The sequence below is a fragment of the Kribbella sindirgiensis genome (genome assembly GCF_004331435.1).
In the GTDB taxonomy this organism is placed as follows: domain Bacteria; phylum Actinomycetota; class Actinomycetes; order Propionibacteriales; family Kribbellaceae; genus Kribbella; species Kribbella sindirgiensis.
In genome coordinates this window covers 295,711-320,251 of record NZ_SJKA01000004.1, presented here as the reverse complement: position 1 = coordinate 320,251, position 24,541 = coordinate 295,711, and the positions used below count along the sequence as shown (strand labels likewise).

At 68.9% G+C, this 24,541-nt stretch carries 29 protein-coding genes and 1 pseudogene; 16 read left to right on the top strand and 14 right to left on the bottom strand.

Annotated elements, in window-relative coordinates; translation table 11 throughout:
• Positions 1–356 precede the first annotated feature (356 nt).
• Both E0H50_RS13385 and E0H50_RS13380 read left to right on the top strand, forming a co-directional pair.
• Positions 357–872 (top strand): hypothetical protein, encoded by a 516-nt coding sequence (locus E0H50_RS13385; protein WP_131287664.1) that lies wholly within the window; start codon positions 357–359, stop codon positions 870–872.
• Between the two features lie 99 nt (positions 873–971).
• Positions 972–1,424: a Glu/Leu/Phe/Val dehydrogenase dimerization domain-containing protein gene (locus tag E0H50_RS13380; protein WP_202868124.1), complete on the top strand. Its 453-nt coding sequence runs from the start codon at positions 972–974 to the stop codon at positions 1,422–1,424.
• Between the two features lie 236 nt (positions 1,425–1,660).
• Here E0H50_RS13380 and E0H50_RS13375 read toward each other — a convergent pair whose 3' ends face one another.
• Entirely contained in the window at positions 1,661–2,233 is a 573-nt protein-coding gene (locus tag E0H50_RS13375; RefSeq protein WP_131288553.1) for a class I SAM-dependent methyltransferase, read from the bottom strand.
• Here E0H50_RS13375 and E0H50_RS42870 point away from each other — a divergent pair.
• On the top strand, positions 2,130–2,540 hold the full coding sequence (locus E0H50_RS42870) for a MurR/RpiR family transcriptional regulator (protein WP_165547073.1): 411 nt from the start codon (positions 2,130–2,132) through the stop codon (positions 2,538–2,540). The two genes, E0H50_RS13375 and E0H50_RS42870, sit on opposite strands and share 104 nt — an antisense overlap.
• A 154-nt stretch (positions 2,541–2,694) precedes the next feature.
• Positions 2,695–2,781 (top strand): annotated as a pseudogene (locus tag E0H50_RS13370) (acyl-CoA dehydrogenase family protein); the annotation flags it as partial.
• On the opposite strand, the gene E0H50_RS13365 reads toward E0H50_RS13370, so the two are convergent.
• From E0H50_RS13365 to E0H50_RS13355, 3 genes are read right to left on the bottom strand one after another with little or no spacing between them, the layout of a single operon-like run.
• The gene (locus E0H50_RS13365; RefSeq protein WP_131287661.1) at positions 2,774–3,031 is read right to left on the bottom strand and encodes a hypothetical protein; all 258 of its coding nucleotides are present in this window, start codon (positions 3,029–3,031) and stop codon (positions 2,774–2,776) included. The pseudogene E0H50_RS13370 and the gene E0H50_RS13365 sit on opposite strands and share 8 nt — an antisense overlap.
• Entirely contained in the window at positions 2,991–3,431 is a 441-nt protein-coding gene (locus E0H50_RS13360) for a hypothetical protein (RefSeq protein WP_131287658.1), read from the bottom strand. Before E0H50_RS13360 ends, E0H50_RS13365 begins: the two co-directional genes overlap by 41 nt.
• A 50-nt stretch (positions 3,432–3,481) precedes the next feature.
• Positions 3,482–4,777, bottom strand: a complete 1,296-nt coding sequence (locus tag E0H50_RS13355; protein ID WP_165547090.1) for an ABC transporter ATP-binding protein — start codon at positions 4,775–4,777, stop codon at positions 3,482–3,484.
• A gap of 152 nt (positions 4,778–4,929) precedes the next feature.
• Between E0H50_RS13355 and E0H50_RS13350 the strand changes: the two genes are divergently transcribed.
• Complete coding sequence (locus tag E0H50_RS13350; RefSeq protein WP_131287655.1) at positions 4,930–5,433, top strand: GNAT family N-acetyltransferase; 504 nt, start codon at positions 4,930–4,932, stop codon at positions 5,431–5,433.
• Between the two features lie 47 nt (positions 5,434–5,480).
• On the top strand, positions 5,481–6,653 hold the full coding sequence (locus E0H50_RS13345; protein ID WP_131287652.1) for a serine/threonine-protein kinase: 1,173 nt from the start codon (positions 5,481–5,483) through the stop codon (positions 6,651–6,653).
• Here the strand turns inward: E0H50_RS13345 and E0H50_RS13340 are convergent.
• Positions 6,646–8,523 carry a vWA domain-containing protein gene (locus E0H50_RS13340; protein ID WP_131287649.1) on the bottom strand — a complete coding sequence of 626 codons (1,878 nt, stop codon included), beginning with the start codon at positions 8,521–8,523 and terminating at the stop codon, positions 6,646–6,648. The two genes, E0H50_RS13345 and E0H50_RS13340, sit on opposite strands and share 8 nt — an antisense overlap.
• 88 nt (positions 8,524–8,611) lie before the next feature.
• Between E0H50_RS13340 and E0H50_RS13335 the strand changes: the two genes are divergently transcribed.
• Entirely contained in the window at positions 8,612–9,145 is a 534-nt protein-coding gene (locus E0H50_RS13335) for a helix-turn-helix domain-containing protein (protein ID WP_131287646.1), read from the top strand.
• 1 nt (position 9,146) lies between these two features.
• Here the strand turns inward: E0H50_RS13335 and E0H50_RS13330 are convergent, their stop codons facing one another.
• Positions 9,147–9,875 (bottom strand): hypothetical protein, encoded by a 729-nt coding sequence (locus tag E0H50_RS13330; protein ID WP_131287643.1) that lies wholly within the window; start codon positions 9,873–9,875, stop codon positions 9,147–9,149.
• A 225-nt stretch (positions 9,876–10,100) separates the two neighbouring features.
• A complete protein-coding gene (locus E0H50_RS13325) occupies positions 10,101–10,895 on the bottom strand; it encodes a phytanoyl-CoA dioxygenase family protein (RefSeq protein WP_238150947.1) in 795 nt (264 codons plus the stop codon).
• Between the two features lie 71 nt (positions 10,896–10,966).
• Here E0H50_RS13325 and E0H50_RS13320 point away from each other — a divergent pair, with 71 nt between their 5' ends.
• Positions 10,967–11,797, top strand: coding sequence for a helix-turn-helix transcriptional regulator (locus tag E0H50_RS13320; protein ID WP_165547089.1), 831 nt, complete (start codon positions 10,967–10,969; stop codon positions 11,795–11,797).
• Here the strand turns inward: E0H50_RS13320 and E0H50_RS13315 are convergent.
• Genes E0H50_RS13315 through E0H50_RS13305 form a run of 3 tightly spaced genes read right to left on the bottom strand, consistent with a single transcriptional unit; the run spans position 11,775 to position 14,004 of the window.
• Positions 11,775–12,167, bottom strand: coding sequence for an MAPEG family protein (locus E0H50_RS13315; protein ID WP_131287635.1), 393 nt, complete (start codon positions 12,165–12,167; stop codon positions 11,775–11,777). The genes E0H50_RS13320 and E0H50_RS13315 overlap by 23 nt on opposite strands.
• Positions 12,164–13,123 carry an ATP-grasp domain-containing protein gene (locus E0H50_RS13310; RefSeq protein WP_131287633.1) on the bottom strand — a complete coding sequence of 320 codons (960 nt, stop codon included), beginning with the start codon at positions 13,121–13,123 and terminating at the stop codon, positions 12,164–12,166. The genes E0H50_RS13315 and E0H50_RS13310 overlap by 4 nt, the downstream gene beginning before the upstream one ends.
• The gene (locus tag E0H50_RS13305; RefSeq protein ID WP_131287631.1) at positions 13,120–14,004 is read right to left on the bottom strand and encodes a glutamate-cysteine ligase family protein; all 885 of its coding nucleotides are present in this window, start codon (positions 14,002–14,004) and stop codon (positions 13,120–13,122) included. The genes E0H50_RS13310 and E0H50_RS13305 overlap by 4 nt, the downstream gene beginning before the upstream one ends.
• Before the next feature lie 59 nt (positions 14,005–14,063).
• Between E0H50_RS13305 and E0H50_RS13300 the strand changes: the two genes are divergently transcribed.
• Positions 14,064–14,564: a MarR family winged helix-turn-helix transcriptional regulator gene (locus E0H50_RS13300; protein WP_131287628.1), complete on the top strand. Its 501-nt coding sequence runs from the start codon at positions 14,064–14,066 to the stop codon at positions 14,562–14,564.
• Here the strand turns inward: E0H50_RS13300 and E0H50_RS13295 are convergent.
• Positions 14,528–15,103 (bottom strand): ArsR/SmtB family transcription factor, encoded by a 576-nt coding sequence (locus E0H50_RS13295; RefSeq protein ID WP_131287625.1) that lies wholly within the window; start codon positions 15,101–15,103, stop codon positions 14,528–14,530. The genes E0H50_RS13300 and E0H50_RS13295 overlap by 37 nt on opposite strands.
• A gap of 25 nt (positions 15,104–15,128) precedes the next feature.
• Between E0H50_RS13295 and E0H50_RS13290 the strand changes: the two genes are divergently transcribed.
• A complete protein-coding gene (locus E0H50_RS13290) occupies positions 15,129–15,731 on the top strand; it encodes a dienelactone hydrolase family protein (protein WP_238150946.1) in 603 nt (200 codons plus the stop codon).
• Positions 15,732–15,759: 28 nt separating this feature from the next.
• Here the strand turns inward: E0H50_RS13290 and E0H50_RS13285 are convergent, their stop codons facing one another.
• Complete coding sequence (locus E0H50_RS13285; protein WP_131287622.1) at positions 15,760–17,247, bottom strand: MFS transporter; 1,488 nt, start codon at positions 17,245–17,247, stop codon at positions 15,760–15,762.
• 121 nt (positions 17,248–17,368) lie between these two features.
• Here E0H50_RS13285 and E0H50_RS13280 point away from each other — a divergent pair, with 121 nt between their 5' ends.
• Genes E0H50_RS13280 through E0H50_RS13260 form a run of 5 tightly spaced genes read left to right on the top strand, consistent with a single transcriptional unit; the run spans position 17,369 to position 21,791 of the window.
• Positions 17,369–18,571, top strand: a complete 1,203-nt coding sequence (locus E0H50_RS13280) for a cytochrome P450 (RefSeq protein WP_131287619.1) — start codon at positions 17,369–17,371, stop codon at positions 18,569–18,571.
• A 5-nt stretch (positions 18,572–18,576) separates the two neighbouring features.
• Positions 18,577–19,218 (top strand): TetR/AcrR family transcriptional regulator, encoded by a 642-nt coding sequence (locus E0H50_RS13275; protein ID WP_238150945.1) that lies wholly within the window; start codon positions 18,577–18,579, stop codon positions 19,216–19,218.
• A complete protein-coding gene (locus E0H50_RS13270) occupies positions 19,215–20,360 on the top strand; it encodes an NAD(P)/FAD-dependent oxidoreductase (protein ID WP_131287617.1) in 1,146 nt (381 codons plus the stop codon). The genes E0H50_RS13275 and E0H50_RS13270 overlap by 4 nt, the downstream gene beginning before the upstream one ends.
• Positions 20,361–20,382: 22 nt before the next feature.
• Complete coding sequence (locus tag E0H50_RS13265) at positions 20,383–21,582, top strand: cytochrome P450 (RefSeq protein ID WP_131287614.1); 1,200 nt, start codon at positions 20,383–20,385, stop codon at positions 21,580–21,582.
• Between the two features lie 14 nt (positions 21,583–21,596).
• Positions 21,597–21,791: a ferredoxin gene (locus E0H50_RS13260; protein WP_131287611.1), complete on the top strand. Its 195-nt coding sequence runs from the start codon at positions 21,597–21,599 to the stop codon at positions 21,789–21,791.
• A gap of 78 nt (positions 21,792–21,869) precedes the next feature.
• Here E0H50_RS13260 and E0H50_RS13255 read toward each other — a convergent pair whose 3' ends face one another.
• Positions 21,870–22,646 carry a Rossmann-fold NAD(P)-binding domain-containing protein gene (locus E0H50_RS13255; RefSeq protein WP_131287609.1) on the bottom strand — a complete coding sequence of 259 codons (777 nt, stop codon included), beginning with the start codon at positions 22,644–22,646 and terminating at the stop codon, positions 21,870–21,872.
• Positions 22,647–22,775: 129 nt separating this feature from the next.
• Here E0H50_RS13255 and E0H50_RS13250 point away from each other — a divergent pair, with 129 nt between their 5' ends.
• Positions 22,776–23,900: an epoxide hydrolase family protein gene (locus E0H50_RS13250; protein WP_131287606.1), complete on the top strand. Its 1,125-nt coding sequence runs from the start codon at positions 22,776–22,778 to the stop codon at positions 23,898–23,900.
• 49 nt (positions 23,901–23,949) lie between these two features.
• Here E0H50_RS13250 and E0H50_RS13245 read toward each other — a convergent pair whose 3' ends face one another.
• On the bottom strand, positions 23,950–24,513 hold the full coding sequence (locus tag E0H50_RS13245) for a GNAT family N-acetyltransferase (protein WP_238150944.1): 564 nt from the start codon (positions 24,511–24,513) through the stop codon (positions 23,950–23,952).
• Positions 24,514–24,541 lie beyond the last annotated feature (28 nt).

The window sequence follows — 24,541 nt, the reverse complement described above, 5'->3', positions numbered from 1 at the left end:
CGTCAGGGGGTCGGACCCCGCGCGGCCCGGCACCGCCAGCAGGTACGAAGCGGCTGCTGGCCTGCCATTCCGGGTCGGTGGTGCCCGACGGTACCGGCGCGTGCGGCTGATGGTCAGGTGCTGGATGTCCGGCGCCGGGGGAGCGGCCTGGCCGCAGACCAGGTCTGACGAGACTGTGGGACGCCGCTGACTCGCTCTTAACGGGCTCGTGGTCAGGACCTCGTAGAGGCTGCAGCGAGGGCGTCGGAGAACCGGCCGCGCAGATGGGGCGTATTGCTGAGTGACGAGGCGCTCGGAACCGATTGACCTCGCGTGCTGACGCACACTATGCAACGTCTTTAAGAAACGGAGCTCTCATGTTCATGTCGTCTCGTGCTCTTCGCCGGGCGGGCGCAACAGTCATCATTGCGGTTGCAGGAGGGATCATCGGTCCCCTCGCCGCATCAACACAAGCTGCCGCCCAGCCGTCCGCGACAGTCGCCTTCTTCAAGGCACGTAACACCAATGAGCAGCTGTTCGCGACGAAGAACCCGAATTTCAATCTGTCGAGTGTCAAGACTGGGCCTCTCACGGGGAGCCTGGCGGCTTGGGACCTTACGACTTCGCCTGACGGTATCTCCGTCATCGCGAAGAACCGAGCTACCGGACACTGCCTCGACACGCAGGATGGTGGCTCGAGTGGTCTCGTCGCCGGCCGACCCTGTGACGGAACGCTGAGCCAGAGGTGGAACCTCGACTTTGTCTCCGGCGGCTTCAAGCTGATCCGAAACGGCTTCACGGCCAAGTTCCTGACGAAGCAGGTCGGCAGCAGTTCGCCTACCCTGCGAGACTTCAGCGGAAGTACCAACCAACACTGGATCAGGACTCCCTGACAAACCTCAGCCCTGATGAACCGTTCGCGCTCGTCCTTCTGCGGACAAGAAGAACACGTCCGGCGCGCATGCAACGGAGGACGAGAGTGTCGCGGTGGGGTGACCTCCGCCCGCGCTTCGCCGCAGGCCGCTGCTACTGCCGACCGCCGCTGCCGTCGGCGGTGGCGGTGGCGGCGGTCGGGTGAGGAGTGCGGTGGTCAGGCCTTCGGGCCCGAGGTGACGGCCGCTGGGGTGGTCCGGCTGGCCCGCGGGATGACGCTGAAGTGCGCGGCGGTCGAATTGCCGCATGGTGGCGCGAAGTCCGGTATTGCCGCACCGGCGTGGCTGGACACCCGCGAGCAGGACGCGCTGATCCGGTCGTTCGCAGTGCGGATCTCGGACCTGACCGACGACTGGCCAGGCCTGGACATGGGGACGGGCGAGACGGCGATGGCCTGGTGCACGACGAGATCGGCCGATCCGTCGGACGGCCGACGGCCCTTGGCGGGATCCCACTTGACTCGCTGGGGGACATCGCTGCGGCCCGACCGCCTGTGCCGAGACGCTCGATGAAACAGACCGGCTGATGATGGACGGTGCCCGGATCGTGGTGCAGGGGATTCGGTGCGGTTGGGCGTTCGGTGGCGCTGCGGCTGTACGACCGGGGCGCCGGGTGATCGCCGTCTCGGACCTCGAAGGGGCGAGGCGGCCTGCAAGTCGTTCAGCCGACCACACCTCCGCGGCCCCAAGACACCGGCCGGCTGCGCGACGTACCAACCGAACCCAGGCAGTCCCGATCGACCCGAGCCTCAGTGGGCTGTCACGAGGCGGTAGCCGAGGTCCAGGGTGTCGGCGTTGAGGAGAGACTTGCGGCCGTGGTGCCAGCGGCCGGTGGTGATGTCGGCTTTGAGGCGCTGGAGGGCCGGCCCGAGGACGTGGCGGTCGAGGTGCGTGAAGGCGGAGATTGCGGCGCGCGCTTGCGGATCGAGGTACCGATGCGTCTGTCGCCAGTAGGCGCCTAGGAATCCGTCGGTGCAGTCGGCCGGTATCGGAACCGGCACGACGCTCACGTCCGCCCCGACTCGTGCCAACGAGGTCACTACGGCGTCGAGCGAGGTGAGTCCGGCGGTCTTCTCCGCGAGTTCTGGAAGGTACTCTCGCAGCAGCCAGAATTCTCGCTCTGTGACTGGGTCCCAGGTGAGGATCACCCGGCGGGCGGACACTCGTCGCAGCTCGGCGGGGCCGGCTGTCAGGTCGGACCAATGGTGAACCGTGAGGATGGCCATCGCTGCGTCGAGCGACTGTTCCGGGAACGGGAGCGATTCGGCATACGCCCGGGTGACCGGAGCGCTACGACGTCGATTCCGCGAGATTGACGCCATCATCGACCATGCCACCGGCGTTGGGGCTCGTACGATCCTGATCAGCGAATCGCTCGGAGTGGAGCTGGAGGGCCGGGTCGACGTGGTGCTGGCCACGCCGCAGACGACGCACGCTTTCGCCAGCTCCCTTGCCGCACCGATGGCTCTTGTTCACTCACTCACGTTGGAGGTCGCACCGCGCAAATGTGAACGCGCCCTGGACGCTCGTCAACTGACCAACAAGCTTCGTTCCGGGGCCGTAGGGGCCGATCTGGACGTTGACCTTCCCTTCATCACCACTCTGCCGGACGGTGCGGACGGCCCGTGACGAAGTTCAATCAACCGCATCACCATGGAACTCTGTCTGCTCCGTTCCTGCTCCGTCAGAGGCTGACGAACGTCGAGAACTGATGGACATCGTTGGGCACGAACGTGCAGGTCAAGGGCCAGATCGGACCCATGCCTAGATCGGGCCTGTCAGCGACGCCAAGATTACTCAGATCTACGAAGGCACCAACCAGGTCCAGCGCATCGTCATGGCCCGCCAGCTCCTCAAGGGCATCAGCTGAGTTCAGAACGCTCGCGATCCTGCGTGAGGATTGCCGCCCTGTCCTGGTCGTCCATGTCGGCGCGCAACGGACTCAGCAACACCCGATCGCCCAGCAAATGCAGGGAATCGGCCTGGGCGAGGGCTTTGACCGGTACGTCCCAGCTCACCTCGCCTGACCCGGTGTCGAGCCGCGACAACCGCACGTCCTGATCCGCCGAGTCCCCGGAATCATTGCCGCGGACGGTGAAGAGCGCGTCGCCCTTGGCCACCGAGCGCATACCCTGCCTGGCGGCGACCCCACGCAGGGCGGCTGGTCTCGCCGCCGACCTGCACGACGCCGCCGGACGTTGCCGTTCCTTTCAGACCGCCGGCACCGATCACGAGCCTGACGTTGCTGTCCTCGGAGCCGGCCAGTTGCGCGCCGGCGACGCCGTAGGTGTGCGGTACGACGACGGCGCTGCGGGCCGCGCCCAGCGGGGCGACGGGACTCTTCGCGACCGGGAGCGAGCGGAACTGCCCCAGCTCCTTCGACGGGATCTCGTCGAAGGAGGCAGCGCACCGCGCATTCCACACCGGGCGCCCGATCAGGAACCCTCCGCCCGCGAGCCCACCGAGTGCGACGACGATGGCGATCACGAGACGACGGCCGCGCAGCAGTCTTCTGATCACCGTCAGTGATCTACCACAGCGGCGGTCCACACCTTCCCGGCGCTGCCGGGTTACCGGGTGACGCGGTCGATGCGTTGGCCGTGGAGGTCGAAGATGTGGAGGCGGGAGGTGTCGACGGTCAGGTGGATCTTGCCGCCGGTGGTGAGGCTGGTGTCGGCGGCTACCTCGAGGACGAGGTCGGCTCGGCGGTGCGTCGGGGAATCGTCCGGTTCGGTGGGAGGCGGTGCAGCGGAGCGGCGGAAGACCGATCTGGCCATCGTGCTCAGGGCCGATCCGTGGGCGGCGGCATGCCGGATCCGCGGGCGTTCGACCAGCGACCGGGACGTGGTCGGGGCCGGTCCGACGAAGTCGGGGTTGAGTACTTCGATACCGCAATGGATGAAGGCGATCCACTGATTGCCGTGGAACTCGAGGGCGCGCAGCGTTCCGGACAGCTGGTCCGTGTCGTCGCCGTCGGCGGCCGGTGTGATGGCGTCCGAGCGGGCGCCGACGATCACGCGGGCGCCGTCGTGCCGGCTCAGGATCAGTGATCGGCGGTCGGTCGGCGGCAACGGGAGGGTCTGCGTCCCGAAGTCGAGGCTCACCCGGTGCCGTGCGGTCACCCGGACGGTCGCGGACAGCAGGTTGATCCGCGGCGTACCGAGGAAACCGGCGACGAAGGCGGTGGCCGGGTCGTTGTAGATCTGCGCGGGCGTCCCGACATCCTCGATCCGGCCGTCGCGCATGATCGCGATCCGGTCCGCGAGGGTGAGCGCCTCGACCTGGTCGTGGGTCACGTAGACCGTGGTCACCTTGAGATCGCGGACCATGGCCCCGATCTCCTGACGCAGCTCCGTGCGCATCGTCGCGTCCAGGTTCGACAGCGGTTCGTCCATCAGGAAGATCCGCGGCTGCCGCACGATCGCGCGGCCGATGGCGACGCGCTGCCGCTGGCCGCCCGACAGGGTGCGCGGCAGCCGGTCGAGGGTCGGGACGATGCGCAGGATCTTCGCCAGCCCGGCGGCTTTCGTGCTCGCGGCGGCCGGCTCTTCGCCGGCCATCCGGAGCGGGAACATGATGTTCTCGCGGGCCGTCCGGTTCGGGTACAGCGCGCCGCTCTGGAAGACGAACGCGACACCGCGGTCCTTGGGCGTCAGATCTGCGGCCGGAGTGCGGTCGAGCCACAATTCTCCGCCGGTCAGTTCCTCCAGACCGGCAATCATCCGGAGCATGGTCGTTTTGCCGCACCCGGACGGTCCGAGCAACACCATGAATTCGCCGTCGGCGATCTCCAGTGAGACGTTGTCGACGGCAAGATGATGTCCGCCGTACACCTTGGACACCGACTCCAGTTTGATGGCTGTCATCGTCACCTCCTCAGCGCCAACTTGCCGAGTACACAGGTCGGCGTACGGATTGTCCAGAGTTCACCGCGCGACCTGGTCGTTGCCAGAAGCAAGATGAAACGGCCTCACCGATCGCTGTACGGTGACCACGGCCAAATCCTGAAAGGCATCGGATGAGCAATTCGGCGCGGGTGTTTCTGCGGGCGCTCGAGTTGGCGGATATCGCGACCTACGTGTCGTGGGGGCGGGATCGGCGGTTCTGTGAGCATGCCGGGTGGACGGTGGACCTGCCGGACGCCGCGCTCGAGGAGCATTGGCGGGCGCTGGTCGAGCGGCCGAATCCGGATCTTCTCCGACGTGCGGCGGTCGCCGGCGACGACGTGATCGGGTACGTCGATCTTGCGGGCGCGGAGCCGGCGCATCGAGAACTCGGGTACGTCGTCGGGCCCTCGGGTCGTTGGGGTCTTGGCCTCGGAGGGACCGTCGCGCGACTTGGGCTCGAGTGGGGATTCCATGAACTGGGGCTCGAGGAGATCTGGGCCGAGGCGGTGGATGCCAACCAGGCGTCTGTGCGGATCCTGGAGTCGCTGGGGATGACGGAGATCGGGCGCGGGGAGGACGAATCGTTCCTCGGGGTCGCGAGCTACTACCGGCGCTTCACGATCAGAAGACCGTGATGGATTACGGTGTGCGTCGAGCTGCGATGTACTAGGAGGTCCACGGGGTGCCGGATGTGTTCGCCGGGCGGTTCGAGCTCCTCGACCCGATCGGGGTCGGTGGAGCAGGGACGGTGTGGCGGGCCTGGGACCGGCGGCAGGAGCGGCTGTGCGCGGCCAAGGTGCTGCGGCAGCGCGATGCCGGTGCGCTGCTGCGTTTCGTCCGCGAGCAGGGCCGCCGGCTGGATCACCCGAACGTGCTCTCGCCGTACGGCTGGGCGGCCGACGACGACATGGCCTTGCTGGCGATGGATCTCGTCGGCGGCGGCTCGGTGGACAACCTCGTTGCGGATTTCGGACCGCTCCCGCCGCGGCTCGCCGCCGAGCTGCTGAGTCAGCTGCTCGGGGCGCTCGACAAGATCCACACCGCCGGGGTTCTGCATCGCGACGTGAAGCCCGCGAACCTGCTGCTGGAGACCACGGGCACTGGTCGGCCGATGCTCCGGCTGAGCGACTTCGGGATCGCGATCGCGATGGGGGAGCCGAGGCTGACGGTTCACGGGACGGTCGTCGGTACGCCGGGTTACCTCGCTCCCGAGGTACTCGCCGGGGCCGCGCCATCACCGCGGCAGGATCTGTACGCCGCCGGCGTGACCGCGTGGCAGCTGCTCACCGGCGCCGAGCCGCCCGAACGCGGATCCCTGCCCACACGTCCATTCGACGCTACCGACCCGATCTGGGACGTTGTCACCGACCTGACCCGCGCCGACCCCGCCGACCGCCCAGAATCCGCAGCCGAAGCCCTCGCCGCCCTCGCCCCGTCCCTGGCCGAGCCGCTCGTAGTTCCCGTCCACACCCCCGACGGCGAAGTCATCGAAGTTTTCGACCACCTACCCGAGCAAACCCCCGAGCGCCGGAAGGGCGGGCGGCGTACGGCGGTTGTTGTCGCGGCGGCTGTGATGGTGGCGGTGGTTGGGGGCGGGAGTGCTGCGTTGCTGGCGGTGTTCGATCCGTTCGGGGAATCACCTCTGCCGCCGGGGACTTCGGCGTCGCCGCTTGGCACTGGAGTATCCGAAACCGCGACGCCCGCGAGCTCGGCGACACGGTCTGCGGATCCGCAGATCCGGGCCGGGCAACCGTGCGGGTGGCAGGTCGCGGGCACGGTCGAAAAGGCTGCTGACGGCACTCGGGTCGAGTGCCGCCAGCAAGGTTCGTCGTACCTGTGGGTGAAGATCAGTTGAGTGGGCGGCGGTTGCGCAGGATCAGGGCGATCGCGACACCCGTCACCGCGAGCAGTCCGGCGGCCCCTCCGATGACCCAAGGGAGCGCCGACCCGGAGTCGTCCGAGGTCGCCCTACCGTCGATCGGACCGCTCGCAGTCCCGGAGCCGTTCTCAGGGGTGGAGGACGGCGAGCTGGTGGGCGTTTCGCTGGGTGTCGCCTCGGGTGTGCTGTCCACGGTGTTGTACTCGGGTCCGTTCACCTTGGTCCCCGCGACCGCCAGGTCGATCTTGACCGGTACGCCGCCCGCGCCGTCGGCCGCACCGAGCTTGACCATGATGTAGTACCAGCCGTCGACGGCCATCTTCCGGATGTCGGCGGCGCCGCCCTCGCGATTCAGGTACATGACGCGCGTCGTGGCGATCGGCTTGCCGTTGTACGGCAGCGTCATCGTGTTCCCGGTGTACGCCGTGGTGTCGCTGTCGATCTCGTCCCGCACCGGGTTGAACAGCGACGTCGCGACGTTGACGGTCTTCCCGTCCGGCACCCCGCCGTACGTGATCCGGTACGCGAGCCCCTGTCCCCAGTCCAGCTTGACCCGGTAGAACAGCTGCTCGCCGTAGTACACCGTCTCGGCGTACCGGCCGGGACCGGCCAGTGTGGTGGCCTCGTTGAACGACCCGCCGCCACGGACCGCCAGACCGGCGCCGGCCGGCTGTCCCGCGAACTCGACGCGCGCGGCCTGCTCCGGATCGCCCTTCCCGCCGGTGACCGGCGGCTCGACCCGGACCAGCAGCTCGACCGGCACGCGATCGGTGCCCTTGTTGTCGCGGGTGAGCCGCAGCGTGTAGCGGCCTGCTTCGTCACACGTCCTGCTCTGGCTGGTGCCGTCCGCCAGTTCGTCCCAGCGCAGAACGGTGCTCAGGCTCCCGCCGTCGGCCTTGGCGCGGGTGTGGAGTTGCCGTTCGCGTTTGTTGCAGTCGGCGCCGCCCGGGCCGGTGATGCGGATGTCCAGCGCTTCGACGTCGCGGACGTTGCCGCGCGGGAAGATCGCGGTGCCGGCGAAGTACAGCGTCTCGCCGTCCTTCAGATCGACCGTGTAGAAGCGTTCTTCCTGCGAGTTGAGAGTGTCGACGTACTGCCCGGGCGCGACCAGCGGCGCCGTGGTCGGGTCGTTCGTGCCGGTGACCGGCTTGCCGATCGGTTCGTAGTGCCGCAGCGCCTTCTCGGTGACGCGTCCGAGTACGCCGGTCAGCGTGCCGGCGTCGTCGGCGTCGTGGTACGTGCCGCCGGTGGTCTGCGCGATACAGGCGAGCTGCGCGCGGGCGGCGGCGCCGACCCGGAAACCGATGGTGTGAACGTGCAGGTCGATGCCCTGCCGGTGCAGCTCTTTCGCGACCTCGCACGGCTGCGGCGGTGCGCAGGTGTCCTCGCCGTCGGAGACCAGCACGATCGAGCGCTGCCCCTCGGCGGGAAGCTGCGCCGCGGCGGTCCGCAACGACTGGCCGATCGGGGTGTAGCCGCGCGCCTGGGCCCGGTTCACCGCGGCCTTCAGCGCCGGCTTGTTCACCGCGCCGACCGGCTGGACCACCTGGACGTCGCGGCAGCCGGCGGCCTTCTCGGACCCTGCCGATCCGGTGCCGGCTCCGTAGACGGTGAGCCCGACCCGGGCCTGCGCCGGAAGCCCGTCGACCATCGAGGAGACGGCGCGCTTGGCGGCGTCCATCCGGGTCCCCGGGCCGCCGGCGTCCCGCGCCTTCATCGACCCGGACGAGTCCAGCACGACCATCACCGGCGAGTACGGGTCGGCGGCCGGGGTCGCGGCTGCGTTTGCAGACGTTAACGCGATGGCGAGCCCGACTACGGCCAGCAGTGCAGCGCGGCGTATCATTGCTAACTCCCAGTGTTTGCAGATCGGAACAAGTGCGACCCTAGCGTTTGCATTTGTGATTTGCAACCGCAAAGCCTTCGGAGGAACAGTGACCGACGCGCACACCCGCAACGTCGAGCGGCAGATCGAGTGGTACGGCGAACCGCTCGGCGACCGGTTCGGCCGGCTGCTGGCGCGCCTCGGGCTCTCGCAGGCGCAACTCGCCGGAGTACTGGGACTCTCGGCGCCGATGCTGTCGCAGCTGATGTCCGGTCATCGGTCGAAGATCAGCAGTCCCGCGGTGCTCTCCCGGCTGCTGCACCTGGAGGCGATGGTCGGCGACGCCACGTGGGACGAGCTCCCGCCGGACGAGCAGTCGCGCCGGCTCGCCGACGTACGGGCGGCCGAACGTTCCACGCTGACCATGGTGACGCCCGAGGCTCCACCCGCTCGCCCTCAGCAAGCGGGGGATCCGGTGACGGTGATCCAGGACGTACTGCGGGCCGTGGCGTCGGCCGCCGAACTCGAAGCCGCCGCCCACCTGCTCGAGCGGGACCACCCCGACCTGGCCGAGGCCCTCCGCGTCTTCGGCACCGGCCGCACCCCGGACGCCCGCGCGTACTACTCCCGTCTAGTGCGGTAGCTCAGGTCAGCGCGAGATCGTTGACGAAGCTGTCCGACCAGTCGGAGAGCGTCGGCAGGCGTTCGGACCAGATCTTGGTGCGCGGTGTTCCCGCCGTACCGGGCTCGGCGTCGTCGGGCCAGTAGCCGATCATCGAGCGCAGCGTGCCGACGTGCTCGGCGAAATGGTCGTCCACGCGGACGATCGTGGCGACGCGGGCGGCGCCCAGGCGGGCGATGACCTCGGGCTCGCGGAACACGGTCCCGAGCGCGCCGCCGAGGTTGGCCAGCTGGGAGTCGCAGGGATGGGCGGTCACCGGCTCGGTGATCACCAGGGTGTGGGTGTCGGGGAGGTACCACCCGTGGCGCTCGGCGATCCGGTAGAGCTCGGTCAGCCGGGTCCGCAGGTGCGGCGTGGTGGCGAGTCCGGTGCCGGCGTCCTCGCAGGAGGAGGCGTGCAGGTAGGTGAGCGTGCACTCGGTCCAGCTCTGGCACAAAGCCCGGATCGCCTCGAACGACGGCTCCTCGCCGGCCGCCGAATACGTTTTCCGCAGTACGTCGAGGGCCGCCGTCAACGGAACCTCGCGCTCCGCGAGCCGCCGTCCCGCGGCTGCCGCATGCGGCACAGGATCCGATCCACCCGCCAGCGCCTGAAGCAGCGGGCGGAACACCGTGTCGTGGCTCGGCCCGCGCAGCCGATGCCGCCCTCGCGTCGCTGGATCTGGTTCGTGCAGCAGCTTGTCGATCACCATGGCGGGTCCCCGTTTTGACTACCGATCGTGGTCGCCCACCTGGCCGGCGGGCGACTCGTACGCCCTGAGACGCTCGCGCCGCCGATCCATGACGCGAAATTCAGGATCCGGTGGCCGCGGCAGCGTGGAGGAGGCGTTTCGGCCACTCCGGGTCGTTGCTCTGAGCGATCGGATACCCAGAGGCCCAGGGCCCTTCCCAGTGCACCTCGATCCCCGGTCCGTTTCTCAATGCGGTGGCGGCCAGAGTTGGGGCTGGATTGCCGGGTCCGTGTAGTCGGGGTCGGGGTTGTTGCGGGCGAGGAGATCGTTGGAGTGCGTGGACCCGGGGCGCCAGCGGTTGTCGAGTGGCTGGAGGTGGATCGCGAGCGATCGGCGGGGCGCGTTCGAGAGGTTGGCCGAGCTCCCGTGCACCGTCCGGCAGTGGTGGAAGCTGACCTGGCCACGCTTCATCCGCGGGACGAACGGGACGGGGTCGTAGCCCTGGGCGACGATCGACGCCTGCAGGCCGGCGGAGTCCTGCGAGAAGAAGTCGAGCCCGGTGACGGACCAGCGATGGCTGCCGGGCATGAACCCCACCGCGCCGTTCACCTCGTCCACGTCGTGGAACCCGACCCACGCGGTGAGCATCTCGTCCGACGTGCACGACTGCCAGTACTGGCGGTCCGTGTGCCAACCGACCGTGGCCGAACCGCCCGGCGGCTTGAACAGCAACTGGTCGTGCCACAGGCGGATGCCCTCCGCCCCGGACAGTGCAGCGGCCGTCGCGCCGATCGCCGGATGCCGTACCAGCGCGGCCAGTTCGTCCACCCGGAGTGACGCGTAGTCGTTCTTCCGCAGTACGTCGCCGTCCGCCGGCCGCCAGCCGCGCGTCGCCGGTATGTCGGGCAACGCCCGATCGTGATCGTCCGCGTAGAACCGTTCCATGCCGCGCTCGGCCGCATCCAGTACGTCGTCGGGCACGATCACGGGTGAGATCCAGTAACCGTGCTCGCGGTAGAAGGCAATGTCGTCAGCGTCCATGCCCATCAACCTACGAATCGTTCGACCTCCGCGGCGTTGCCGATGTTCAGGCAACTGGACACAATCTTCAGGTGTCCCTCCATCGGCCCAGCGGCCTGCGCGCCGGCTTCCACGCGGACGGATTCGCGCCGGGCAGCGGCCTGCTGCACGCCGGCGAGCAGTGGGTGCCAGAGCAGTTCCTGATCGAGCCGCACGACCACCCGGTGTGGGAGATCTACCTGCAGCAGCACGGCACCACGCACTGGGTCGCCGGCGGCGAGAGCTACGCACTGCGTCCAGGGCACCTGTTCGCCGTACCGCCCGGAGTCACCCACCACCTCGCGGGTCGATCCGGCAATCACCACTTCTATTTCGCCGCGGTCGATCTGGAGGTGGTCGGCGCGCGCCACCCGGGACTCAGGATGCCGCGGACCGTCGTCCATCGAGAGGCCGGCGAGCTCACGTACGCGTTCGCGCAGTTGGTCCGGGAGCTGACCACGCGGTACGAGTACGCCGAGACGGGGCTGGCGCTCGCGGTGGACCATTTGGTGCTCGCGTTCTCCCGGTCGCTGGCGCCGGCCGCCGTACCGCAGCTCGCGATGCATCCCGCCGTACGGACGGTGAAACGCCTGCTCGACCAGGAGTTCCACGAGCACTGGACGCTCAAGGAGTTGGCGGACCGCGTCGGGCTCGCGCCGGCGTACCTGGCCGAACTGTTTGCCGGTGAGCTCGGCCAGCCGCCGCACCGCTACCTCAACGAACGCCGGATCGACCGCGCCCGCCAACTCCTCGAGACCAGCGACGTGACCGTCACCGCGCTTGCGCTGAGCCTCGGCTTCAGCTCCAGCCAGCACCTCGCTCGGGTGTTCCGCCAGCTCACCGGCGCCACGCCGACCGCTTTCAGATCGTCACGATCGCGGTGACGCCGAGCGCGATCCCGACAAGATAGGTGCCCAGGGCACCGATATCGCGGAGCGGTCCGTGCGCGGCGAGCGTAGCGGACCGCAGCATGCCGATCGCGTGCGTGAACCGGACGACGACGGCCGCGACGGCGAGGACGTCGATCAGCCGGCTGTCGGACAGCGCCGAGCAGACCAGCAGCAGCACGATCATCGTCGGGATGTACTCGGCGGCGTTGCCGTGCGCGCGGACCGCGATCAAGAGCCGGTCGGCCGGGTCGGTCGGCTGCTGGTTGCCGCCGCCGCGGAGCGCCCGGTTCCGGGTGACGTTGGCGCCGAGCAGGAACAACAGGATGGCCAGCAGGGCCGTACAGACAACGGTGATCGTGCTCATACCAGTGCTCCCTTGAACAGACTGCTGACGATGGTGTGGCTGAGGTTGGTCCCGAGCAGGGCGTCGGTCTTGTGCATGCCGCCGGGACAGGTGACGTTGACCTCGATCAGCCGGCCGTCGATCACGTCGAGACCGGCGATGACCAGGCCGTGCTCGCGCAGCACCGGTCCGAGGGCGCCGACGATCGCGCGGTCGTGGTCGTCGATGTCGGCCGGCGCGACCGGCGGCCCGATCCGGAAGTCGTCGGCGGCCGGGCGCCGCAGGACCGCGCCGACGATCTCGCCGTCCAGCAGGAACAGCCGCTTGTTGCCCTGTGCAACTGTCGGCAGGAACTGCTGGGCGATCACGTGCCGGCGCCCGCCGTGCGTGGCCGACTCCAGCAACGCGATCGCGCTCCGGTCGTCCCGCACGATCCAGACGCCGATCCCCGCGAACCCGTCGACCGGCTTCACGACCGCCGTGCCCACCCTCCGCACGAACGACCGCAGCGCTTGCGGATCAGCACCGACGTACGTCGGCGGGCACAGCTCGGGGAACTGCAGCGCGACGAGCTTCTCGTGCATCGCCCGGATCCCCTCCGGCCGGTTGATCACCCGCGTACCGGCTTGTTCGACGAGGTCGAGCAGGTATGTCGTGTGCAGGTACCGCGCGTCGACGGGCGGATCGATCCGCAGGTGCACCACCTCGAACGACGCGACGTCGACGACCGCGGTACCGAGCTCGTCCCACCACGTCGGGTCGACGATCCACCGATGATCGTCACTGGCGACCCGCGGACGCAGCCGGATCCGGCGGGCGTGCGCGCACACCCGTCCGTCGACGACCGCGAGCTCTTCCGGACCGCAGCACCAGACGTCGAGTCCCAGATCCTGCGTCGCACCCATCAACCCCACGCTGGCGTCGATCTCGCCCTGCAATCCAACCAGGGGATCGGTGACGAACAGAACGCCGCTCATGCCGCCATCTCCTGATCAAGTGCGCCGACTGCCGCCGCGCGCCACAGCTCTGCCAAACGAGACCCTTCGAGCGCCCGCAGTACGTCGCGCCGGCGTACGTCGTCGTACATGAGCTGCTCGAGTACGGCGACCGCTCGCTCTACTGCGTCCGGTTCAAGCGCGTCGAGGAAACGCACCTCGAGGTACGTCCCGCGCGGGCGGACGGGTGGGAACAGCGTGCTCAGGTGCCCGACCGGCCCGTCGACGAAGACGGTCGCGGCCGCGGCGAAGGCGGCGTACGACGCGACCGGGTCCTCATCGCGCAGCAGGCTGTCGTCGAAGGCGGTCCGTGCCGGGTCGACCGCCAGCCAGGTCGCGAGCCGGTCGCTGCGATTGAAGCGGGCCGCGAGGAACGGACCGGCGAGGTTCAGTACCCGCCACTGCTCGATGCCGGCCCGCCCCGGCCACCAGTCCAGGCAGATCTGAGTGGACGCGGTACGGCGCATCATCCGTCGACCGGCCGGCCCGATGCGGTCGAAGTGCCGTTGCATCGCGACGTACCGCGCCGAGGTCAGCTGCAGCGGCACGTCCGGCCGCGGGTCGACCGGGACCGCCCGCAGCGTGATCCCGCCCAGCCGGCGCCGGAGGTCGGCCGTCAGCGAACGCAGGTCGCCGAGCGGATCGTGCGACGGCGGCAGGCTCAGTTCGAGCTGTCCGCCGGGTTCGAAGCTGAGGTGCGGCGCCGCGGGCGACCCCTCCGCCGCCCGCCGCAGTTCCTCGATCGGCACCACGCTCCCATCGGCCGCGGCGACGACGTACTCCTGCTCGATCGCGACCCGGACCGTCCGCCGCCCCCGCGCGAACAGGTCGGCCACCACCGGGTGCAGCTCCCTGGCCTCCATCGGACCCTCCCTGATACTGTAAGGCTTCCTGTCGAAATATTGGAAGGTATCCTTACGACATGTCAAGGCCTCAGGTGCCACGTCTCGATCGGAAGCCGCTGATCGCGCTGGTCGAGCGCGCCAACCGCGCGCTGCAGTCCGACATGGTCCGCCGTGCCCATGCCGACGGGCACACCGAGGTGAAGATGGCCCACAACTCGGTCTTCGGCTTTCTGCCTTCCGACGGCGCCCGAGCCGCCGACATGGCCGCCCGGGCCGGGATCACCCGCCAGTCGATGGGTGAGGTGATCCGCGACATGGTCGCCCTCGATCTGCTGGAGATGCGGTCCGACCCGAAGGACGGCCGGGCCAAGGTGGTGACGTACTCCGAGCGCGGACTGGCCGTGGCCGGCGACGGCTTCGGGCATCTGACCGAGCTGGAGCGCCGCTTCGCCGAGGAGTTCGGGGAGGAGGAGTACGCCGTCGCACGCGACGTACTCGACCGGCTGGTCGGCGTCCTCGACCGGCTTGCGTCAGAGGAGGATCAGACACCCTCTTCGGCCGGTGGCAGCGTCGGGTAGTCGCCGATCGGGTAGAGGCCGACCGTGAAGCCGTACGTCGTGTCGCCGGCGCGGGGGAGCTGGTCGAAGGTGTGGATCAGTGCGTCGACCTGCTGCCAGAACTCGGCGGCCCGCTCCTCGGGAATGCGGGCGTGCCGGATGAACGAGCGCATCTGCCCCGCGTCGTACGCCGGTTTCGACTCCTCGGCCGCGACCTCGAAATCGTTGAAATCGTGGGGCAGCTGCCCGTGGTCGCCCTGCCGGCCGAGGCCGACGAAGAACATCCGCGCGGCGCGCCCGTAGAACCGTTCCTCGATCGCCCGCACCCGCCGGGTCCGGACCACCTGCAGGATGCCGGCGTCGGCGAGCACCTTCACGTGGTGCGCGACCGTGCTCTTCGGCCGCCCGACCGCGGTGGCCAGCTCCGTCACCGTCGCCGCCCGTTCGTGGAGCAGCCCGAGAATCGTCGTCCGGAGCGGATCGCTGATCGCCCGCACCTGCTCCGCGGTGGTCAGCTCGACGGTGTCCGCGAGTTCGTAGTCGGGGACCTTGTTCGGCATGGTTCGAATAGACTAGCATCGCCGATTGTTCGAGATATTTGGATCATTGGAGCTGATGATGGCCGAGGTCGTGCTGTACCACCACTCACAGGGGCTGACCGACGGGGTGAAGGCGTTCGCCGACGAGCTCCGGCAGGCGGGCCACACCGTCCACACGCCGGACCTGTACGAGGGCAACACCTACGCGACGCTCGAGGAGGGGATGGACTACGCGCGGACCACCGGTTTCGGCGTCGTCGCGGAGCGCGGCGTCCAGGCGGCGCAGAGCCTGCCCGAGAACGTGGTGTACGCCGGGTTCTCGCTCGGCGTGGTGCCCGCGCAGCAGCTGGCGCAGACGCGTCCCGGTGCCGCCGGCGCGCTCTTCTACTACTCGTGCCTGCCGGTGGAGGAGTTCGGCGCCTGGCCCGACGGCGTACCGGTGCAGGTGCACGGCATGGACGAGGATCCGTTCTTCACCGAGGAAGGCGGCGACCTGGACGCTGCCCGCGCACTGGTCGCCGCCGTCGACGAAGCCGAACTGTTCCTCTACCCCGGCAAGGAGCACCTGTTCGCCGACTCCTCACTCCCGGGCTACGACGAGGTCGCCGCCAGACTCCTGCTCCAGCGCACCCTCGCCTTCCTCGCCTAGCTGCGGGAGAACAGTACGTATACCTCCACTACGCCTGATTCGCCGAGCCGCTGAGCGTGACCGCTTCTGCAGTGGGGGTATACGTACTGTCGAGCTGCTGCTCGGTGCGGCGGGTGGGGATGAGGGATGCGATGGCGAGGGCGGTTAGTGCGGCGCCGGCGCCGATCAGCAGGACGACCCGGAAGCCACTCTGCGAAGGCAGGGTGTAGCCGCCCAGGCTGATCGTCAGGTTCGCGAGGATCACGCCCGCGACCGCGCTGGACACCGAGGTCCCGATCGACCGCATCAGGGTGTTGAAGCTGTTCGCGGCGGCGGTCTCGGAGACCGGTACCGCGCTCATGATCAGCGCGGGCATCGCGCCGTACGCCAGGCCGATCCCCGCGCCGATCAGCAGCGACACCAGCACGAGCTGCCAGACCGAGCTCATCAGCACGGCGCCCACGCCGTACCCGGCCGCGACCACGAGCGCGCCGAGCATCAGCGTCACCTTCGGGCCGCGGGTCTTCGAGATCTTCGCCGAGAACGGTGCGGCGACCAGCATGATCAGACCCGACGGGCCCATCACCAGACCGGACGCGAGCATCGACTGGCCGAGTCCGAAACCAGTTGCCTTGGGCATCTGCAGCAACTGCGGCAGGACCAGCGACATCGCGAACATCGCGAAGCCGAACACCATCGACGCCAGGTTCGTCAGCAGCACCTGCGGGCGTGCGGTCGTGCGCAGGTCGACGAGCGGCTCGGTGGTACGACGCTCCCACCAGCCCCAGGCGAGCAGCGCGACGACTGCGAGCGCGAACAGGCCGAGCGTCCGGGCGCCGGTCCAGCCCCAGCTCGCGCCCTGGGAGATGGCCAGCAGCAACGAGATCAGGCCGATCGACAGTCCGAGCCCGCCGAGCAGGTCGAACCGGCCGCCGGAGCGGACCGCCGACTCCGGGACGAACCGCAGGACCAGGCCGAAGACGATCACGCCGAGTCCGGCCGACAGCCAGAACAGCGTGTGCCAGTTGAAGTTCTCGGCGAGCAGCGCCGCCGTGGGCAGTCCGAGTGCGCCGCCGACACCGAGCGAGGCGCTCATCTGCGCGGTCGCCGTACCGAGCTTCTCGGTCGGCAGTTCGTCGCGCATGATGCTGATGCCGAGCGGGATCACGCCCGCGGCCAGGCCTTGCAGCGCACGGCCGGCGATCATCGGCGTCAGTGAGTCGCTGAGTGCTGCGACGACCGAGCCCGCGATCAGCATGCCGATGCTGATCAGCAGCATCCGGCGCTTGCCGTACATGTCGCCGAGGCGGCCCATGATCGGGGTCGCGACCGCGGCGGCGAGCAGCGTGGCGGTGATCGCCCAGGCGGTTCCGGCGGCCGAGGCGTGCAGCAGCCGCGGCAGCTCCGGGACGAGCGGGATCACCAGGGTCTGCATCAGGGCGACCGTGATACCGGCCGAGGCGAGCACCGGCACGACGGCACCGGTGCGAACCGGCGCTGGTGGCGCCTCACCCAGGTCGGTGGGGGTAGCGGACATCGGGAGCCTCCGGGGACGAACTAGATAGTTGGTTTGTGCAACTAGACTTTAAGTCAGGCAGTTGACTTAAACAAGTCCAGCGGGCAAGCTGGAGAGGAAATCAACGCGGAGGTGGTTTCCAGTGACGGATGGTGACGAGATCGTGGACTACCCGATCCCGCCCGTGAACGCGATCCAGCCGCCGGCGGAATGGGAGCGGCTGCGGCAGCGATGCCCGGTCGCCCACGTCCGGCTGCCCAGCGGCGATCAGGCCACCTTGCTGACGCGGTACGACGACGTGAAGCAGGTGCTGGCCGACCCGCGGTTCACCCGTACCGCAGACGATGCGGCCCGGGTCAGTGAATCCGGTGGCGTGTTCAACAGTGAGATGGCGAGTTCGCTGCCGCAGTCCGGTGCCGCGCACCAGCGCTGGCGGCGGCGGATCACCAAGTGGTTCACGGCCAAGCGGATGATCGCGCTCCGCCCCGGAATCGAGGCGATGGCCGACCGGCTGGTCGACGAGATGATCAAGCAGGGCAGTCCGGCCGATCTCAAGGCGAGCCTGGGATTCCCGCTGCCGGTCTGGGTGATCTGCGACCTGCTCGGCGTCCCGGAGTCCGATCGCGACCGGTTCGCCTACTGGTCCGACACCCTGCTGAACCTGACCCGCTACGAGCAGGCGGAGATCGACTCCGCGCAGGCGGAGTTCGTCGCCTACATGGCCGGTCACATCGCCGCCAGGCGCGAGGCTCCGGGTGCGGACCTGCTCAGCGAGCTGATCACCGGCACGGACGCCGCGGGGGAGCGGATGACCGACCGGATGCTCGTCTCCACCGGCATGGGTCTGCTGGTGGCCGGCCACGAAACCACGGCCAACATGATCGGCAAGATGCTGGCGATGCTGCTGGCCGACCGCGGGCACTGGGAGGCGCTGCTCGCCGACCCGGCCCTGGTCCGGACCGCCGTCGAGGAGACCTTGAGGTACGACGCCAATCCCGGTTTCGGCATGATCCGGTACCTGTCCGAGGAGGTCGAGGTGTCCGGCGGTGTACTGCCTGCCGGGACGACCGCGGTCTGCAGCATGGGCTCGGCGAACCGGGACGAGGCGGCCTTCGAGGACGCGGCGGAGCTGGACCTGAGCCGCAGCCCGAACGTGCACCTGTCCTTCGGGGCCGGTCCGCATTCCTGTATCGGGCAACCACTCGCGCGGCTGGAGTTGCAGGTGACGCTCGAGGTGCTGCTGCGCCGCCTCCCGACGCTGGAGCTGGCCGTCGCGGCGGCAGACTTACGTCCGGTCGAGGGGCTCGCAGTCGGCGGGCTCCGGGAAGTGCCGGTGAAGTGGTGATGATGATGGCCAAAGACGTGCGAGCGGTCCGGGTGAACGCGACCCGCGAGCTGATCCTGACCACGGCGGAGCGGATGTTCGCCGAGCGTGGTGTGCACGAGGTGTCGAACCGGCAGATCAGCGAGGCGGCCGGGCAGGGCAACAACACCGCGGTCGGGTACCACTTCGGTACCAAGACCGATCTGGTCCGGGCGATCGCGCAGAAGCACGCGGGACCGATCGAGGAGCGACGCAAGGAACTGGTGGCCGAGGTCGAGGGCAGCACCGAGGTCCGCGACTGGGTGACCTGCCTGGTGCGGCCGGCGACCGACCACATGGCCGGCCTCGGCAACCCGAGCTGGCTGGCCCGGTTCAACGCCCAGCTGATGAACGATCCGGTGCTGCGCGAAGTGCAGATCGAGGAATCACTAACCTCGCCGACCCTCCGGCAGATCCTGGACGGACTCAACGCGTGTCTGGCCGACCTGCCGATTCCGGTGCGGATGGAACGCGGTGACATGGCGCGGCACCTGATCGTCCAGATGTGCGCCGAGTACGAGCGTGCTCAGGCCGAGGGGACGCCGACCGCCCGCGCGACCTGGCAGGAGATGGCGGACGGTCTCATCGACGGCATCGTCGGTCTCTGGACCGCGCCGGTGACTTCATGAGCGTCCTGGTCGTCGGTGCGTCGGCGGCCGGACTGTCGACCGTGGAAGCCCTTCGGCGTAACGGATGTCAAGAGCCGATCACCGTGATCGGCGCCGAGTGGCACCTGCCGTACGACCGGCCGCCGCTGTCCAAGCAGTTCCTCTGCGGAGACTGGGACGAGGACCGGACCAGGCTCCGTCCGGACACGATGCTCTCGGCGCTCGGGGCCGAGTTCGTCCTCGGCGACTCCGCCGTCGGGCTCGACGTGGACCGGCGTACCGTGCACACGGCGTCGGGCCGGGAGTTGCAGGGGGACGCGGTGGTGATCGCGACCGGATTGCGAGCCCGCGTACTGCCGGGGCAGGGCGGTCTCGACGGAGTGCACGTACTGCGGACGCTGGATGATGCCGCCGCGCTTCGAAAGGAGCTGCTGGAGGCATCCCGAGTGGTCGTCGTGGGCGACGGCGTACTCGGCGCCGAGATCGCTGCCACCGCCCGGAAAATGGGCCTGGCGGTCACGATGGCAGGGCCGCAGGCGGCGCCGTTGCAGAGCCAGTTCGGTCCGGTGGTGGCCGGGTTGCTCGCCGAGTTGCACGCCTCCGCGGGGGTGCACCTGAAGCTCGGTAAGGCGGTGACCGGGCTGACGGACGACAACGGCCGGGTGAACGGCGTACGGCTGGAGACCGGCGAGGTGCTGCCCGCTGATGTCGTCGTGGTGGCGCTCGGTGCCGCACCGGCGACGGAGTGGCTGGTGGACAGCGGCCTGCGGCTCGACAACGGGGTGGTGTGCGATACCCGCTGCCGTGCGGCCGCAGGGATCTATGCGGCCGGTGATGTGGCTCGATGGCAGCACGAGGACTCCCTGCTGCGCTTGGAGAATCGGACCAACGCCACCGAGCAGGCGGCCTGTGTCGCGGCCAACATCATCGGCGACGAGCAGCCCTATCGTCCGGTGCCGTACTTCTGGACCGATCAGTTCGCCACCAAGATCCAGGTCCACGGCCTGCCGTCGGCGGCCGCCGACGTGACCGTTGCTGAAGGCAACCTCGACGAACGCCGGTTCGTCGTCCACTACCGCCGGGACGGCCGCGTCGTCGGCGTCCTCGGCTGGAACATGCCGAAACAGACTCGCCTGCACCGGGAACACCTGGTGCCTGCGTAGACCTCTCTGGGGAAGGACTCGCATGACCACTCCCGTCTATCCGATGGCCCGGGCGGAAGGCTGCCCGTTCGATCCACCGCCGAAGCTGCGCGAGCTGCAGGACGAGGCTCCGCTGGTGAAGGTGCAGGTCTTCGACAAGACCGCCTGGCTGGTCACCCGGTACGCCGATCAGCGCAAGCTGCTCGCGGACCCGCGGCTGAGCGCCGACGTCACCGCACCGGGGCATCCGAGCCAGACCGCGATGGCGCCGCAGTCCGGTGAGGGGGTCGGGATCGGGTTCATCCTGATGGACGATCCCGAGCATGCCCGGCTGCGCCGGATGGTGACCGCGCCGTTCATGATCAAACGGGTGGAGGCGATGCGCCCGGCGGTGCAGAAGATCGTCGACGGGCTGATCGACGACCTGCTGGCCGGTCCGAAGCCGGTCGACCTGATGGAGGCGTTCGCGCTGCCGGTGCCGTCACTGGTGATCTGCGAGCTGCTCGGTGTCCCGTACGCCGACCACGACTTCTTCCAGGTGAACAGCAAGCAGCTGATCAGCCTCACCGCGACGCCCGAGGAGCGCGGTCAGGCGCACGGCAACCTGGGCGCCTACCTGTACAACCTGGTCGGCGAGAAGCTCGAGAACCCCGGCGGCGACCTGCTGTCCGGGCTGACCGAGCGGGTCAAGGCCGGTCAGCTGACAAAGCAGGACGCGGCTGGGATGGGTGTGCTGCTACTGCTCGCCGGGCACGAGACCACTGCGAACATGATTGCCCTCGGCACTCTCGCGTTGCTGGAGCACCCGTCGCAGCTGGCCGTGTTGCAGGACACCGATGACCCGAAGGTTGTCGCGGGTGCGGTCGAGGAGTTGCTGCGGTACCTGAACATCACCCACAACGGCCGCCGCCGCGCGGTGCTCGAGGACATCGAGTTCGACGGTCAGCTGATCAAGGCCGGCGAGGGTCTGATCTTCCCCAACGACATCGGCAACCGGGATCCGTCGGCGTTCCCGGACCCGGACACGCTCGACCTGCACCGCGACGCCCGGCATCACGTGGCGTTCGGCTTCGGCGTACATCAGTGCCTGGGGCAACCATTGGCGCGGATGGAGCTGCAGGTCGTCTACAGCACCCTCTACCGCCGCATCCCCACCCTGCGCCGGGCGGCCGAGCTGGCCGAGATCCCGTTCAAGCACGACGGATCCGTGTACGGCGTCCATTCGCTGCCCGTCACCTGGTAACCAGAGGAGCCACTATGAAGATCATCGTCGACCAGGACAAGTGCGTCGCGTCCGGCCAGTGCGTCACCGCGGCCGTCGACGTCTTCGACCAACGGGACGAGGACGGCATCGTCGTCCTCCTCAACGACAACCCGCCGGAGGACCTCGCCGCCGACGTCCACCAGGCCGCGGCCGTCTGCCCCGCCCTCGCGATCGTCGTCGAGGACTGAGCCCTCTTTGGGCACGGGTCAACCAGAATCCGGCGCGGACTTTGGTTGGTGCGTGCCCAAGGTCGTCGGTGTGTGGCGTTAGGCGAAGGTCGCGAGGTTCCGGTCGGCCCAGGCGCGGAAGGTGTGTGCTGGCCGGCCGGTCAGGTCCTCGACGGTCGTGGTGACGAGGTCGGAGGCCGGGCGGTTCTGGGCGCTGCCGATGAGCGCCTCGACGAGAGCCGGCGGGCGACCGTCCGCGAGCAGCTGGGCGCGCGCGTCGTCGAACGGTGTCGCGTCGAACCGCAGTTCGCGACCGAGCGCCTCGCCGAGGATCCGCACCTGATCGGCCCGGCTGAGTACGTCGGGACCGGTCAGCGTGTAGGTCGTGCCGGGCCGCGAATCACGCAGTACGGCGGCAGCGACCGCGGCAATGTCCGCGGGGTCGATCACGGCGGTGGCGGCGCTGTCCGGGCCGCGTACGACGTCACCCGCCTGCAACTGACCCGCCCAGCCGAGCGCGTTGGACGCGAACGTGTCAGCGCGCAGGATCGTCCACTCCAGCCCTGACGCCTGCACGGTGGTCTCCAGATCGGCGTGCAGCCGCGTGATCGGGTCCGTGTCGGCCCCGAATCGGACCGCCGACGACGACAGATAGACAACCTTTTGCGCGTGCTCTGCGATCTTCGGCATGAGTGTGCGTGCACCCTCGGACGTGAGAAATGGCCAGACCAGGAAGACGGTGTCGACGCCCTTCAGGTCGAGCGTCTCGGGCCGGGCGAGATCGGCGCCGGACGAGCGGTCGAGGGTCCGCGCCTCCGGTAACAGCTCGTGGAGTTCGCGCCCGACGTTGCCCGTTGCACCAGTCAAGAGGATCACTTAGTCGGCAACCTGCCCCGGCACTGTCGGTATTCCCGGCTACAGTGCTGAAGATGATCAACGAGCGCATCGTTCCGGTTGCCAGGCGGGGTGAGGTCGGCCTGTTCGAGCCGTTGCACGAGCGGGCGCATGATCTCTGAGTTCCGGATCGCCGTACCGGACGCGGAGGTTGTGGACCTGCGTGACCGGCTGGAACGAGTTCGTTGGCCTCGGCAACTACCTGGTGACGGGTGGGACCGCGGGGTGCCGGTCGGGTACTTGCAGCGGGCGGTTGAGCGCTGGGCGGCGTACGACTGGCGGGTCTGGGAAGCGCGGCTGAACGCGTATCCGCAGTACACGACCGAGATCGACGGGCAGACGATTCACTTCCTGCACGTGCGATCGGCCGAGCCGGACGCGGTGCCGTTGGTGCTGACGCACGGGTGGCCGGGGTCCGTCGCCGAGTTCCTCGACGTCCTCGGTCCGTTGACCGATCCGGCGGCGTACGGCGGGGACCCGCGCGACGCGTTCCACGTCGTCGCGCCGTCCGTGCCCGGGCACGGGTTCTCGGTGCCGTTGACCTCAGGCTGGAACCACGAACGGATCGCGCGCGCGTGGGCGGAGCTCATGCGTCGCCTGGGGTACGAGCGGTACGGCGCGCAGGGCGGTGACACCGGATCGGTCGTCTCGCCCCTGGTGGGACAGGTGGATCCGGCGCACGTGGTCGGCGTACACATCAATGGGGGACTGGCCTATCCGGCTCTCGAGCCGGGCGATCGCTCCGCTTTGACCGCGGTTGAGCGCGAGCGGCTCGCGGCCGCCGAGAGGTTGCGCGCGGTCGGCACCGGGTACGCCGACCTGCAGGGGACCCGGCCGCAGACGGTCTCGTTCGCGCTGAGCGACTCACCGGTTGGGCAACTGGCCTGGATCCTGGAGAAGTTCTGGGAGTGGACCGACCCGGCGCGCGACCTCCCCGAAGACGCGGTAGACCTCGACCACCTGCTGACGGACGTCTCCATCTACTGGTTCACCAACACCAGCGCCACCTCCGCCAACCTGTACTACGAGAACCGCTCGGGTGCGAACGACGTACGACCAGGTGTGCCGACCGGTGTAGCAGTCTTCCCCACCGACCCAGCCATCCGCCGTGTCCTGGACCGCCGCCACCACATCATCTACTGGTCCGAGTACCCCCGCGGCGGCCACTTCGCCGCGCTGGAAACCCCCGACCTACTCGTCAACGACATCCGCACCTTCTTCCGCCTGCTCCGCTAGCCGCGCCGGCCGGCGGGGCTGGGGACAGGAAACGGGGACTGTGGACAGGCTATTTCGTGTCTCCAGCCATCACAGGGTGTCTGCGGCCCCGTGAACTGGCAGCGAGGATCCAAGATGCCGGCCGGCTCGGCGCCATCACGCGGGCTGGGGCTGTGAAGGACAGGAGGGCTCCGTCGCGTTCTACGGTCGCGTCGGGCCAGCGACGGCGGATCATTCGGAGGGAGCGTTCGTTGGCTGCGCTGACGACGAAGAGGAAGTGGGTGGCGCCGGCTGCGATCGCGTCGGCGGCGGCGATGGAGAGCATTCGGATGCCGAGGCCGCGGCGCTGGTCGTCCTCGGCGATCACGGCCGCGAGTTCGGCGGTGGATTCGCCAGGTGCCCAGGCCCACATCGCGTGGCCGACGATCGTCTGGTCGCGGGTTGCGACGAAGGCGGTGCCGGTGGGGCACAGCATCCGCAGCAGCAGCGCCGGGCGTGGCGGCGTACCGATCGCGGTCTGGAACCGGAAGTAGCGGCTGAGGTCCGTCAGCCCGGACAGCATCCTCGCCAGCTCGTCCGCGTCAGGTTCGCCGGCGCGGCGGACGAGTGGCGGTCTCGTCTGAGTCTGGTTCACGGATTCAGCCTGGCTCGACTTGGCTGAG